Source organism: Streptomyces sp. NPDC085481, from assembly GCF_044541845.1.
Taxonomy (GTDB): domain Bacteria; phylum Actinomycetota; class Actinomycetes; order Streptomycetales; family Streptomycetaceae; genus Streptomyces.
Genome location: NZ_JBITTJ010000021.1, coordinates 1 through 12,632, shown reverse-complemented (window position 1 = coordinate 12,632; position 12,632 = coordinate 1). Strand labels below are relative to the sequence as shown.

Here is a 12,632-nt window from a genome sequence, read left to right as displayed (position 1 = left end):
CCACGGGAGTCCGGAAACTGCCCTCGGAAGCCGTCGGAAGCCTCGGCGAACGCTGCCCCTGGAGATCGACGAAGTCGATGGCACCAGCGGTCGGTCGTACCCGTCGGGTCATCTCTCATGTGACGAGATGGCGTAGGGGACATCCGAGTGAATGTCCCTTAATGCCGCAACTGTCCTTACTCCCGAGCCGTCGTCCACTGCAGTTGCACAACGACCGAGGAGGCACTCATGACTGGGGTTCAGGCTCTCACCACGACTTCGACCGCGATGCTGGATCTCGACCCGTACCGCTTCCCTGCCGCCTTCATCGACGACCGGCACGAAGAGATGCCAACGGCCGCCGCCACCATGGCGTTCGGCGACTCCACGCTTCCCGCGCCTGCCCCCTCGAGCCGCCTGCCCATTCGACTGGAGCCGGCCGACCGCCGCCGTCTGGAGCTGCACGCCTCCCTCACTGCGGCAGGCATCGCACCCCTCCCGGGCGACCTCGACGCCATCGAGGCTCTGTGCACCTTGGACGACACCACCCACATCGCGCTCCGGCGGTGGCTCAGCAGGTTCGACAACCTCTGACTCTGACGAACTCAAGAGGCAGCGGGTCGAATCCGCCCCTGCCCACCTCCTGACAACCGATGAGCATGGCGGCCCCGGAAGTGATCCGCTTCCGGGGCCTTCGCTGCGGCCGCGTGGCCGACCTGGGGATCGGGGCGAACCACAACGGCCCGAGGGTCCGGGCTTCGAGTTCCTGTCAGCCGCGCTCAGGACGGCCCTGACCCCCGAGACGGATGCCCGGGCGAAGGCAGTCGCCTGCACGGTCCGCACTGACGGGCCCCGGGGCACGCCCCGCCGATGAACCGCGCCACCGCCTAGTAGGCGAGTGTGACCCGCAGGAGGAATTGCTGGACCGGCCAGTAGCCGCCCATGTAGACGCAGTTGGAGTAGACCCGGTAGCCCTTCGCAGAGTAGTAGGCCCTGTAGTACGCGCCGACGTATTCGCAGACCGGGAAGGGGTACACCCCCACGTTGTACGTCCTCGACGCGAAGACCGCGGCCAGTGGCGGGACCGCATCCCCGAGGTGCCGTACCGGGAGACCTGCGCGCGGACGGCGGACTCGGCCCGGTGATCCCGCCCCCGCACCGCTCGCACAGCTGTTGCTCATGCCCCCGGGGCGGCTCCCAGCCGGGCTCCGGACGCCTTCCAAGATCACGATCTTGCCACGGAGGGGCCACCCAGCAGCGGTGAGCCGGGGCCCGTCAGCGCCCTTCGTGTGAGAACCATCCGCTGGGAGTCCCGTACACGAGCGCCCTCGGCCCCGGCGCGGGCGCTCCGCGCACCGGCCGGGGCCGAGGGGCCGTACGGCATCGGGGTCGTGCGTCAGCCGATGGTGCGGTCGGCGTCGACGACGACGCAGCGGGTGTACTCGGAGCCGTCGCCGCCGCCGGTGTACGGGGTGCTCGCCTCGCCCTTCTTCGACGCGCCGCCCTCCACCCGCAGGTCCTCGACCTTGGCGAGCGCGATGTCGGCGGCGCTCGAACCCTCGGCGCCCTTGAACTGCAGGGTGACGTCGTAGAGGTACGCCGACGAGTCGCTGTTGGTCACCGTCACCTTGGCGACCAGGTTCTTGCGGTCCGCGCTGAGCGCGCACTCGTCGATGCGGACGTCGCGCTCCGCGCGGTCCTTCGACGAGCCGCCCACGCCGCCCGTCGTGATGCCGCCGGAGCTGGAGCTGTTGCTGTCGGAGCCGTTGTTGGAGCCGCCACTGGAGCTGCTGGAACCGTGGCTGCCGCCGCAGCTTCCGCCGTGGGAACCGCGGGCGCCAGTGAGGGCGACCAGGGCGATTCCGAAGACGGCGACGGCGCGGACGTGACGAAGCTTCACGCTTCAACCCCCGTTGAGTGTTTGCAGATACGCGTGTGCAATAGACAGGCCCGTCTTGACGAGCGCACGTCACCCTACTGGATCTCGAGGACCTCCATCGCACACCCCTCACCCGGTCCACCACGCCCGGGCGCTGTCGGTGGGACCGTCTAGCCTGCGTTCCATGATCGAGGGGGAATACGCCGCACCGTCACCCGGTGCGCTCGCCGACGAGCTCGCGGCCGTGCTGGCCGACCGCCGCGACCCGGGCGTGGAGACGTTCGAACGGCTGCTCGGCGCCGTGGTGGTGCACGCCTACCGGGACCGGGAGGCCCTGGCCACCGCGCTGGGGTCCGTCCCGCGCGAGTTCGCGGTACGGCCGCACCCGCAGGTGGCGTGCCTCGCGGGCATCGTCGGCGCCGCGGTCGAACCCGTACGGCCCGAGGAGTCGTGGGAGAGCGCCGGGGCGGGCTGGCTCGAACTGTGCCAGCACGTGGCGCTGGACTACATCGCGGGGGCGCGCGTCGGCGAACTCCACGCACGGCTGCGGGCGGGCGACCCCGTCCCGTTCCCGCTGTCCGCGCCGAGCGGTCCGACCGGTGCGGTGGAGCCGCGCCACCTGGTCGAGCGGCTCGCGGAGTACGGGCGCCTCGGTGTCCGGCCCGGGCCGGCGGACCTGGGGCAGGCACTGCTGCGCTGCGGCGGCCCGGTCGACGCCGAAGCCGTGCGCGCCGCCGAGAAGTTGGAGATGGCGGAGGGGCCCCGGGTGGCCGACTGGCTGCGGCAGGGCGGCCTCCCGCAGCCGGTGGGGTGGCGGGAGCGCGAGTCCGGTGCGCCCGAACGTCCCAGCAGGCGTCGGGGAGCACGCGCCGGCCGCCGGATCCTGGTGGGGCACGAGGCGATCGAGGGCCGCGGAGCGTTCCCCCGGCAGTTCTGGTCCCTGTTCCGGAAGTTCGAGCCGGCCATCTCCTGCCCGCACTGGTCCCTGCCGGACTTCCGGGACGGGCACACGGTCGCGACCCTGCCCTGGCACCCGGAGATAGCCGCGGCCCGGCTGCTGACGGGGGTCGCCTCGGCGGCTGACAAGGACGGCGGCCGCGGCGCGCCCGCCTTCCTGGAGGCCCTCGCCACGGCCGACGGCCCGGCCGGACCGGCCGTGCACCTGGCTGTCGCCTATGGGCTCGCCTCCGTTCCCCAGGAGGACCGGGACTCCGCCGTGCGGGCACTGCTCCTGCTGGCGGCGCGGGGCGGGCTGGACGGGGAGCTGCTGGGCCGGGAGCTCGCCGAACTCGTGGGGCTGGGCACGCTGAAGGTCACCCTCGTGACCGAGTCGCTGCGAGAGGCGGCGGCCGTCCCCCAGGGCGCCGCCCCGGTCTGGGCGGTCCTGGCCGCCGGGCTCCCGGGCCTCCTGGCCTGCACCCGGCCGCAGGCGCACGGGGCGCTGCTGGCCGTCGCGGCGGACGCCGCGCGGCTGTCGGGTGCGCGCGGTGAACTGCCCGACGTGACCGCCCTGGCTCAGCGGCCGGGGTCGTCCGGCCTGCTCAAGGAGGCCCGACGGCTGCGCGACACGCTGGCGGGGCTCTGAATCACGGGGCCCGCCGGTCGGCAGCGTCGAAGCGGGCGAGTGCGAGCGCGCCGGCGCGCAGCGCCCGCTCCAGGGCCGTGGCGAGGCCGTCGTCGAGGCCGCCGAGGGCCTCGGCGGCCTCCTCGACCGCGTCCCGGGCGATCTCGGCGGCGACCTCCTCGGGCGGGGTGCGCGGGCCCAACTTGCCGACGGCTGCCGCCGCACGGGCCGGGGTGAGTAGCGCGGCGACCTGGCCGAGGAGCCAGCCGGGCACCCCCGCCGCGCCTTCGGCGGGCGCGCGGTAGGGGCGCGAGCCGTCGAAACGCTCGTCCTCGGCGAAGGCGGGGTGCTTGAACTTGGCCACCGGACGGGTGGCCGGTCCGGTGCCGACGGGGGCGACACCGTCGGGGCCGGGGGCGGGGGCGGGGCCGGGGGTACCCCACTCCTCGGCGGGCTTGACGACGAGCCCCTCCGCGAGGTTGCCGGGCAGCTCGGGCAGGCCCAGCAGGGCCGGCACCCGGGTCGGGAACACCGGCGTCCGCTCCTGCACCTGGGCGAGCGTCCCCCGAGCGATCAGCGGGGCGCAGTGCAGGCCCGCGGCGTCGGCGGCCTCCCGCAGCGTCCGGTCGCCGACCCAGCGGGGGCCGCAGCCGACCGTCTCGACCGTGGCGTCGAACGGCAGCCAGAGCAGCCCCGGCGCGTACCAGACACCGGTCTGCACCGGCTCCGTACCGGGCGAGGGCGGCACGTCCGGGTGCGGGTAGCGCCCGCCGGCCAGTTCACCGTAGACCGTGACCGGTACGGAGTGATCGGCGTCGTGCGCGCGGCGCAGGGCGGCGGCGCATCGTTCGGCGGCGACGGCCAGGGCCGGCCAGATCCGTCCCACACCGAAGAAGTCGTCGAGGCCGCTCTCGCCCAGCAGTTCGCGGCGCTTGGCCGGGCGTACTCCGGCTCTGTCGCACACGACGGCGAAGTTCGCCCCGTGGACCTTCTCCAGCGCGACCCACTCCCGGGCCGCCGGCGCCTCACCCAGCCGCGCCCTGGAGGGGATCTTGGGGTACGGCGACCAGCCGCTGTCAGACGCCATGCCGACCGCCGCCGTGCTGGTGCTGTTCGGGCAGCCGGCTGTCGGGGTGCGCCCACAGCAGCACGTTGTCGGGGCGCGCCTCTCCGAAGAAGTCGAGCACGTCCTGGTCCGAGTGGCGCAGGCTGAAGTGGGTGAGGACGAAGAGGGTGTCCGGGTGGGCTTCGACGAAGGGCCGCAGCCGGCTCCACACGGTGTGCCCGACCCGGTCGGCCCGGTCGAGCTCGGCGTCGTCGAGGTAGGTGCACTCGGTGATGACCACCGGGTACGCGAAGAGCCACGGGTTGTCCTCGAAGACGCTCACGTGGGTGTCGCCGAGGAACGCGAACAGCGGTTTGAGCACCTCGTGTTCCACCTCGACCCCCTCCTTGCGGCGCTGCGCGAGGATGCGCCCGAACTCGGCGCCGCCCCGGCCCTGCGCGGTGAGGGAGCGCCGCAGCTCCTCGTACTCGGGCAGCAGTTCCCTGCGGCGCTCGGAGAAGGCGTAGCCCACGCACGGCACCTTGTGCGCGCACTCCACCACCCGTACGTGGTGACCGCGGCGGCCGAAGACGAACTCGTCGCCGCCGCGCACCCCGTGCAGCCGGCAGTTCGCGGCGAGGGCGGGGTCGTAGGCCGTGCCGTGGTTGAGTTCGGCGGAGGCACGCAGGTAGCGCTCCACGTACGGGACGGCCGGGGCGGGCAGGTGGATGTCGACGCCGGCGGGCCTGGCCGCGAGGTAGTCGAGGTCCTTGGAATGGTCGTGGTGGGTGTGGGTGACGAAGACGGTCTCCGGCTGACGGCCTTCCGCGAGGCCGGCGTCGAGCGCGCAGCGCAGTTCGGGGATGTGGAAGAACGTCTTGTCGTTGGCGCGCGAGTACCCCGTGAGGGTCAGCTCGGTGCCGGGTATCCGCCAGGTCTTCCACTGGCGGAACGGGTGTCCCCGCTCGAGCCGTTCGGGGTGTGCGGCGTGTGCGGGGTGGTCGGGGTTCCGCTCGGGGGCCTGTGCCATCGGTGCCTCCGTCGGACCGCCGTGATCAAGGTGCGCGGCCGATCGTAGCGGGCGGTGTGGGCGACTGCCCGTGGTTTTCCGTGCGGGCGGCACGGCCCCGGACCTGCCCGGGGCGGGCGCGCGGGCACGGGAGTTCGACCTCGGTTCCCCGCCCGTCGCCCGGCAGGCCGGCCACGGACTTCCGGGGCCGCTCCTGAGTGCTCGCCGGGGAGAGAAGCGGAGGAATCGACTCCGCCAACCCGGCGGGCCCACGCGACGCGTCACGACCCAAGTGGGCGATGTAGGAAATCAGTTACGTCGCAAACTTATGCGATCATGAGCGGCGATTTCCGGCCGCTCGCCGGACTTTCCCTATCGATTGCAGAGGACCATGAAGCCCACCGCGTTCGTCCGTGCCCGGCACGGCCTGCTTGTTCTTGCAGCCTCCCTCGGCCTCGTCTTCGGCCTCTCGGCCGCCCCGGCCCAGGCCGTGTCGTCCGTCTACTACCTCGCCACCGTCGAGATCCGCGCGGACCACTCTGGCCAGTGTCTTGAGGTGGCGGACTGGAGCACGGCGAACGGCGCGGCCGTCCGCCAGTGGCCCTGCACCGGTGGCGCCAACCAGAAGTGGTACCGCTACTCCTCGACGGAAGTGCCCGTCGGCTCGTTCTTCTACGTGAACGCCAACAGCGGCAAGTGCCTGGAGATCGGCGGCTGGGGGCGCAACAACGGTGCGACCGCCAACCAGTGGGACTGCCACTACGGGCTCAACCAGCTCTTCTACGGCCAGTCCGGTTTCGCCATGGACTACACGTACGTCCAGAACAAGTGCCTGGAGATAGCCGACTGGAGCACGCAGGCGGGCGCCCCCGCGCGACTGTGGACGTGCCACTACGGCGCCAACCAGTCCTTCAGCATCAGAAGCGTGTGAGCCCCTGGGCGGGCGCCGGGCACCTGCCCGACGCCCGCCCGTTCACGCGGATGCACAGCTGCCGCGGGGGGACCCGTCAGACTCCGGGGACCGACGCTCATTCAGCAGCCGGCCGAGTACTCGGCGACATCACTCTCCCGTGGATCCGGGCGTGCTCGCTGCTGAGCGACAGACATTCTCGAAACCCACCTACACAGCCAATCGGACGGAGTCGACGTGAAGGTAGTTCTCTTCGGGGCATCGGGCATGGTCGGCCAAGGTGTCCTGCGCGCATGCCTGGAAGAACCTGCGGTGACCGAGGTCATCGCTGTCGTGCGACGTCCGCTCGGCAAGAGCGCTCCGAAGCTCCGCGAAGTGCAGCACCACGACTTCTCCGATCTCACCCCGATCGCGGCGGAGCTGTCGGGGGCCGACGCGTGTTTCCACTGCCTCGGAGTGTCGTCGGCGGGGCGCAGCCGCGAGGAGTACGAGAAGATCACGTACACCTGGACCCTGGAGGCGGCACGTGTGGTGTCGGCCGGCAATGCGCATCTGACGTTCGTGTACGTGTCCGGGGAAGGCACCGACAGCACCGAGCGAGGGCGTGTCTTCTGGGCCCGGGTGAAGGGGCGAACGGAAAACGCGCTGCTGGCCATGGACATGCACGCCTACGCCTTCCGCCCCGGATGGATCCAGCCCGTCCACGGGGAGACCTCGGCAACGCGGTGGTACCGGCTGCTCTACCGGCTCACGTCCTGGCTCTATCCGCTCCTGCGCCGTCTGGCACCCCGCTACGTGACCAGTACCGAGCACATCGGGCGGGCGATGATCGCAGTGGCCCGGCTCGACGGTGCCGGACCACGCGTCCTCCGGTCGGACCAGATCACCCGACTGGGGGTGTAAGGACCTACGTTCGGCCGACGGGCCGGTCGACCGGCCGAACCGGTCGACGACAGCGTGCCAAGGGGCACGACCTCGTGATCCGAAACGCCGAGGGTCCCTCGAACTGATCGACATCCTCTGACCCCCGTCCCCCGTCCCCCGTCCCCGGAACTGGACGGGGGACTCCTGCGATCCGCGTTGACCCGGCCGGGTCCCGGGCAGTGCGTGCCGGGGCGAGCCGTAGTGGAGTGGGGAGCCCGGGCACGCTCGCCGACCGGCGCGCGACGACAACGAGGAGCAGAGCACGTGCGCCGACATCACGCTCCCCCGCCCTCTGGGGCCACTGCCGGCGATGTGCCCCTCGGGGAGCCACGCTGGCCGATGGCCATGGCTGTCGTGGTGGCCATGGTGCTGACACTGCTGCTCCCCGACGACCTGCGGCTGGCGCCCGTCTGGGTGCTGCCCTCCGTGGAAGGGTTGCTGTTGCTCGCGCTGATCGCGGGCGACCCCGGCCGGATCGACCGGCGCTCCGTCGCGCTCCGCTCCGTTTCGATCGCCCTGGTCGGCGTCCTCGCGCTCGGCGCCGTCTGGTCGACCGTCCAGCTGATCGACGACATCGTGCACAACGGGAAGGAGACCGCGTCCGCCACAAGCCTGCTGCAGACCGGAGCCACCGTCTGGGCCGGGACCGTGCTCGCCTTCTCCTTGCTGTATTTCGAGCTCGACGGCGGCGGGCCGGCCGCGCGCGCCCACCGTATGCCCGACCATCCGGCCCTTGCCTTCCCGCAGCAGCTCAGCCCCGAGCTCGCCCCGGCCGGCTGGCGACCCCGGTACGTCGACTACCTGTACCTCGGGCTGACCAACGCCACCGCCTTCAGCCCCACGGACGTGATGCCGCTGGCGCCCTGGGTCAAGGTCACCATGGCGGTCCAGTCCCTTGTCTCCCTGCTCATCCTGGGCCTGGTGGTCGCGCGGGCTGTCAACGTCCTCACCTGAAACGTATGGAACGGTACTAAAGGGATGTTCCGCCGCCGGAGGGGTAGAGTCGGCTGGTGACCGGAACGAAGGAGCACTCCGAGGGGGCAGGCCCGTTCACGACACGGGTCACCTGGCGTCCCGAGGACGGGGGCACCGCAGTCTGGGAGTCGCGGCTCGCCCGGAAGCGCGCCCGGCTGACGGTCCACGCCGTGGGTGAGGCGGAACCCCGATCGCGGACGGCGGACGGCGTCTCGGTCGTCCGCATCCGGCGGTTGAACACCATCGCCGCTGGCGCGTTCATGGTCGGCGGTGCGCTGTTCGCCCTGGGGGCCGGGCTGGCCCAGTTCGGCCCGGGCGACATCACCAGCGCCTGGATCTACTTCACCGGCGGACTGTTCTTCAACACCGGCGGGTACGCGTCCTTGCTCCAGGCCGTCAACACGCCCCACCGGGACAGCCGGACGGGGCGGCTGACGACCCAGCGCTGGCGCTGGTGGAGCTATGAACCCGCCCGGATCGACTGGCTCAGCACCTTCGTGCTGTTCGCCGGCACGCTCGTGTTCGGCGTCAACCTGGTGGACTCCCTGCTGCACGGGCTCTCGGTGCAACAGGTGAACCGGCTCGTCTGGGCTCCCGACGTGGTCGGCTGCGTACTGTTCCTGATCTCGGGACACCTCGCGCTGGTCGAGGTCAGCCACGGCCGTCCGCGGCTCCTCGTACGGGACCTCGGCTGGTGGATCGTGGCGGTCAACCAGCTCGGTTCGGTCCTCTTCATGGCATCGGCGGTCACCGCCTTCGTCCGGCCCTCGACCGGGGACGAGGTGAGCATCGCCGTCACGAACTGGTGCACGCTTCTGGGCGCGACGTGCTTCTCCGCGGGCGGAATACTGCAGTTCTTCGAACGCCCGCAGCCCGTGCCGGGCCCGAAGCCTCCGGTCGCCACAGCAGCATGAGCCACCGGGCGGACGGGGCAGACGGGGGCGGCAGGGGCGAACGGGGCAGACGGGGCTTCAGAGGGCCGGCCGATCCCCGGCTCCGCGACGCTCCTCAGACCAACTCACTTGGTGCCTCCCCCGCGTGGACTGCCCGTCGTCCCTGAACCGCCCATGCTCGAGCGGTGAGCGCGATCGACCCGTCCGGCTTCACGGGAAGGGCTTCGCGGAGCATGTCGCGCAACCGGTGCCGAGCGGCAGGCGCCAGGGCGGCCACGTAGCCAGGGGCAGGGCCCTGCCCGTCCAGGAACGGCTCCCAGAGATCCGTGAAGCCGGCGAAGACGGTGGGCACCTCGATCGGGGCGACCGCGACATCGACCAGTCCCGCCTCCAGCCACAGCGTACGAAGCGGACCCGGCTGACACAGCGGGAACCGGCGGCGCTCGTCCCATTCGACGGCCGAGGGATCCACCGCGACCGCGGCGCCCCAGAAGTGCGTCAGGAACTCCACGCCGCTGGCGTAGTCCCACACGTACGCCGCAACCAGCCCTCCCGGCCGCACCACCCGGGCCGCCTCGAGCACGGCCGCTCCGGGCGAAGGCAGGAAGTTGAGCGCCAGTCCGCTCGCGACCACGTCGCACGCCTCATCGCGCACCGGCAGAGAAAGCGCGTCGGCCAGCACGAAGCGGGCGGACGCGGGAGCGGCGGCACGGGCCGCGACCACGAAACCGCCGGACCGGTCCAGCCCGGTGACGAGCCGGGGCTGACTGGCGGCCACGGCTGCCGTCAACGCCCCCGTTCCGCAGGCCACATCCAGCCATCGCAGACCGTTCCCGCAGCTGAGCCACGCGACGAACTCATCCGCGACCAGACGACTCCACCTGCCCATGTACCGCTCGTAGGCACCCCCGACCGCCCACATCCCGTGCTGATCCATGCCACCACGATCCCCGCGACCCGGTCCGCAGGGCCGGCAGACACGCGGGGGACCGACTGAGCGGCCGATACGGAGCAACGCCGGTCCGGTCTGTCCGGGGCAGTCCGGTACAGCCCGCGGTCATGGGATGCGCCGGGAGGCGGTGTCAGTCTGCGCCCTACCGCGCCTGGTGCCTGGCCCCCCTGCGGCGGGCGATGATGAGCCGGCCGACGAGCCTATGGACGCGTGAGCCGATCCAGTCCCGTCACCGCCCGCACGACGGGCAGCCGTAACCGGCGGGACTGGGCAACCCTCGAATCGGAACAGCTGGGCGGCATGCCCTCCTGGGCACGCCGCCCGGCTGTGGTCAGTCAGTAGGCCACCGTTGGCTCTACATCCAGGACCGCCTTGCCCGCGATTCGCCGGTCCAAAAGCGCTTGGGCGGCCTCGGCGACACGCTCCCAGGAACCGCGCCAGTCGACCTCTGGGGAAAGCTTCCCCGCAGCCACGAACTCCAGCAGGGTTGCCAGGTCCGGGCCGACCTCATGGACGTCGCCGAACGTGTTCATCGTCTTGGACGGCCCCACGGAGAACAGTGAGTACGGCGCGAACACCGCCGGTTCGCCGGAAGCCCAGCCGATGTTCTGCACACCCCCGCCCGGCGCGAGGAGTTCCCAGGCGGCGGCCAGCTGTCGGCCGCCGACATTGTCGAGGATGAGGTCCACCGGCTGGTCGATGCCTTCCAGGCCGACCACCACTTGGTGGGCGCCCAGCTTGGCCAAGCCCGCGGCACGCGTCGGCGATCCCACGGAGGCGATCACATGGGCACCCCCCAGGGCTGCGAGCTGGACCGCGTAGCGGCCGACGCCGCCGGCCGCGCCGGTGATCAGCACTCGTCGGCCCAGGATGGAGCGGGAGCGCAGCGTGCGTAGCGCAGTGATGCCGGCCATCGGCAGCGCGGCGGCGTCAGCGAGGTCGACCTGGGCGGGAACTTCGGCCACCGCAGTGGTGTCCACGACCATCCGCTGGGCCCACGCGCCGGCGCCGAACGCCGTGACCCTGGCTCCTACGGACGGTCCGGTGCCGTCCGCCGCGGCACGTACGACGACACCGGCGGCGTCGTAGCCGTGAACGGTCCCGGCCGGAAGTCGTCCCGCGAAGGCCATCTCGCCGCGGTTGAGCGAGATGTGCTGGACATCGACCACCAGCTGATGCGGTGCTGCCTGGGGTTCTGCGACCGTCCCCAGACGCAGGGATCCGGGAGCGTCGGGATCGACGAGGAGCGCGCGCATCACCATGAGGCCTCTATCTGTAGACGTGCACTATGCGGACCGCCAGTCCGGTTAATGGTCACGGTAGTATGCGGACTAACAGTCCGTCTAGCTGAGGGGTGCCGATGCCTGGACAGCAGGCCGAACGCGCCGACGCGGTCCGTAACCGTCGCGCGGTGCTACGCGCGACTGAGCAACTCTTGACCGAAGGCGGCGGGGACCATGTGTCTCTCGACCGCGTTGCCGCCCTTGCCGGAGTCGGGAAAGGCACCGTCTTCCGGCGCTTCGGCAACCGCGCCGGACTGCTGCAGGCGCTGCTGGAGGAGAGGTCCCGGGAACTGCGCGACGCGGTCAGGAACGGGCCCCCACCCCTGGGGCCCGGAGCGCCCACATCGGAGCGACTGCTCGCCTTCCTGGATGGGCTCGGCGCGATCGCCGAAGGCAACGCCACCTTGCTGTCCGCGCACGGGCAAGCCTGCGCGGAGGACAAGTACGGGGATCCCAGCTATCAGTTCTGGCACCGCCATCTGAGCACCTTGTTCGCCGACGGAAATCCAGATCTCGACGAGGACTTCCTGGCCCACTCCGTGCTCGCAGTCTTCGACGGCGACCTGATCCGCCACATGACACCGCCTGACGACCCTCGGCGCTTCACCCGTTCCGTCCAGCAGGTGGCCATGGCACTCCTCCGCCGCGACTGATCGTCGGAGTGCCCAACTATCGGCCGATTGATGGGCAAGATCGGCAAGTGGCTGCGCGGGGAACCGTGGAAGGCCCTCGACTGCCTCCGCGAGGGCGGCACCCTCGTCGTCCCTCGCCAGACCGGCTCGACCCGCTCTCTCCAGGACCTCATCGCCATCGCGTCCGGCCTGCGCAAGCGCGGCATCGGCTTCACCTCGTTGCACGAGTGGCTCGACACCACCACGCCCGGCGGGCGCCTGGTCTTCCATGTCTTCGCGGCCCCGGCAGAGTTCATCCGCGAACTCATCGTCCAGGGCACTGACAAGGGCCTGGACTCGACCCGCGCCCGCGACGCCCGCCCCGGTCGTCCGCGGTCGCATTCGCCGACAATTCATTGCAACGCTCACCCAGCTGACGTTGCGTTACCTACCAGGGTCACTGCAACGATTTCTCTACTCTGACCTGGACTTATGCAGTTTTCACGCAACGACGGTGTTGCCGAGTCTTTGAACGCAACGTAGCTTTTCCCTCATCGAAAACAGCGCGGCGCACGGAGCGCCCGCTGAAGAACAAGGGAAACCGCCAT

Annotated in this window: 14 protein-coding genes; 8 read left to right on the top strand and 6 right to left on the bottom strand. The window is 71.2% G+C overall.

Annotated elements, in window-relative coordinates; all coding sequences use genetic code 11:
* Positions 1–228: 228 nt before the first annotated feature.
* The gene (locus ACIGEZ_RS31925; protein WP_399838161.1) at positions 229–573 is read left to right on the top strand and encodes a hypothetical protein; all 345 of its coding nucleotides are present in this window, start codon (positions 229–231) and stop codon (positions 571–573) included.
* Between the two features lie 293 nt (positions 574–866).
* On the opposite strand, the gene ACIGEZ_RS31920 is transcribed toward ACIGEZ_RS31925, so the two are convergent.
* Both ACIGEZ_RS31920 and ACIGEZ_RS31915 read right to left on the bottom strand, forming a co-directional pair.
* Positions 867–1,022, bottom strand: a complete 156-nt coding sequence (locus tag ACIGEZ_RS31920) for a hypothetical protein (protein ID WP_399838158.1) — start codon at positions 1,020–1,022, stop codon at positions 867–869.
* Between the two features lie 353 nt (positions 1,023–1,375).
* Positions 1,376–1,879, bottom strand: coding sequence for a hypothetical protein (locus ACIGEZ_RS31915; protein ID WP_399838155.1), 504 nt, complete (start codon positions 1,877–1,879; stop codon positions 1,376–1,378).
* A 163-nt stretch (positions 1,880–2,042) separates the two neighbouring features.
* Between ACIGEZ_RS31915 and ACIGEZ_RS31910 the strand changes: the two genes are divergently transcribed.
* A complete protein-coding gene (locus ACIGEZ_RS31910; protein ID WP_399838152.1) occupies positions 2,043–3,443 on the top strand; it encodes a hypothetical protein in 1,401 nt (466 codons plus the stop codon).
* A 1-nt stretch (position 3,444) separates the two neighbouring features.
* On the opposite strand, the gene ACIGEZ_RS31905 is transcribed toward ACIGEZ_RS31910, so the two are convergent.
* Entirely contained in the window at positions 3,445–4,509 is a 1,065-nt protein-coding gene (locus ACIGEZ_RS31905) for an RNA ligase family protein (RefSeq protein WP_399838149.1), read from the bottom strand.
* Entirely contained in the window at positions 4,499–5,497 is a 999-nt protein-coding gene (locus tag ACIGEZ_RS31900; RefSeq protein ID WP_399838146.1) for an MBL fold metallo-hydrolase, read from the bottom strand. Before ACIGEZ_RS31900 ends, ACIGEZ_RS31905 begins: the two co-directional genes overlap by 11 nt.
* A gap of 370 nt (positions 5,498–5,867) precedes the next feature.
* On the opposite strand from ACIGEZ_RS31900, the gene ACIGEZ_RS31895 reads away from it, so the two are divergent.
* The 4 genes from ACIGEZ_RS31895 to ACIGEZ_RS31880 all read left to right on the top strand — a co-directional run bounded on the left by ACIGEZ_RS31895 (position 5,868) and on the right by ACIGEZ_RS31880 (position 9,199).
* Positions 5,868–6,407, top strand: coding sequence for an RICIN domain-containing protein (locus ACIGEZ_RS31895; protein WP_399838143.1), 540 nt, complete (start codon positions 5,868–5,870; stop codon positions 6,405–6,407).
* 216 nt (positions 6,408–6,623) lie between these two features.
* Positions 6,624–7,289 carry an NAD-dependent epimerase/dehydratase family protein gene (locus tag ACIGEZ_RS31890; protein WP_399838140.1) on the top strand — a complete coding sequence of 222 codons (666 nt, stop codon included), beginning with the start codon at positions 6,624–6,626 and terminating at the stop codon, positions 7,287–7,289.
* A gap of 360 nt (positions 7,290–7,649) precedes the next feature.
* The gene (locus ACIGEZ_RS31885; protein WP_399838137.1) at positions 7,650–8,264 is read left to right on the top strand and encodes a hypothetical protein; all 615 of its coding nucleotides are present in this window, start codon (positions 7,650–7,652) and stop codon (positions 8,262–8,264) included.
* 56 nt (positions 8,265–8,320) lie between these two features.
* Entirely contained in the window at positions 8,321–9,199 is an 879-nt protein-coding gene (locus tag ACIGEZ_RS31880; protein ID WP_399838135.1) for a hypothetical protein, read from the top strand.
* Between the two features lie 94 nt (positions 9,200–9,293).
* Here ACIGEZ_RS31880 and ACIGEZ_RS31875 read toward each other — a convergent pair whose 3' ends face one another.
* Both ACIGEZ_RS31875 and ACIGEZ_RS31870 read right to left on the bottom strand, forming a co-directional pair.
* A complete protein-coding gene (locus tag ACIGEZ_RS31875) occupies positions 9,294–10,115 on the bottom strand; it encodes a class I SAM-dependent methyltransferase (RefSeq protein WP_399838132.1) in 822 nt (273 codons plus the stop codon).
* Positions 10,116–10,465: 350 nt separating this feature from the next.
* The gene (locus tag ACIGEZ_RS31870; RefSeq protein ID WP_399838387.1) at positions 10,466–11,386 is read right to left on the bottom strand and encodes a zinc-binding dehydrogenase; all 921 of its coding nucleotides are present in this window, start codon (positions 11,384–11,386) and stop codon (positions 10,466–10,468) included.
* A 104-nt stretch (positions 11,387–11,490) separates the two neighbouring features.
* On the opposite strand from ACIGEZ_RS31870, the gene ACIGEZ_RS31865 reads away from it, so the two are divergent.
* Together ACIGEZ_RS31865 and ACIGEZ_RS31860 are read left to right on the top strand one after the other, a co-directional pair.
* Entirely contained in the window at positions 11,491–12,066 is a 576-nt protein-coding gene (locus ACIGEZ_RS31865; RefSeq protein ID WP_399838130.1) for a TetR/AcrR family transcriptional regulator, read from the top strand.
* 30 nt (positions 12,067–12,096) lie between these two features.
* Entirely contained in the window at positions 12,097–12,507 is a 411-nt protein-coding gene (locus ACIGEZ_RS31860; protein ID WP_399838127.1) for a recombinase family protein, read from the top strand.
* The last annotated feature ends 125 nt before the right edge of the window (positions 12,508–12,632 follow it).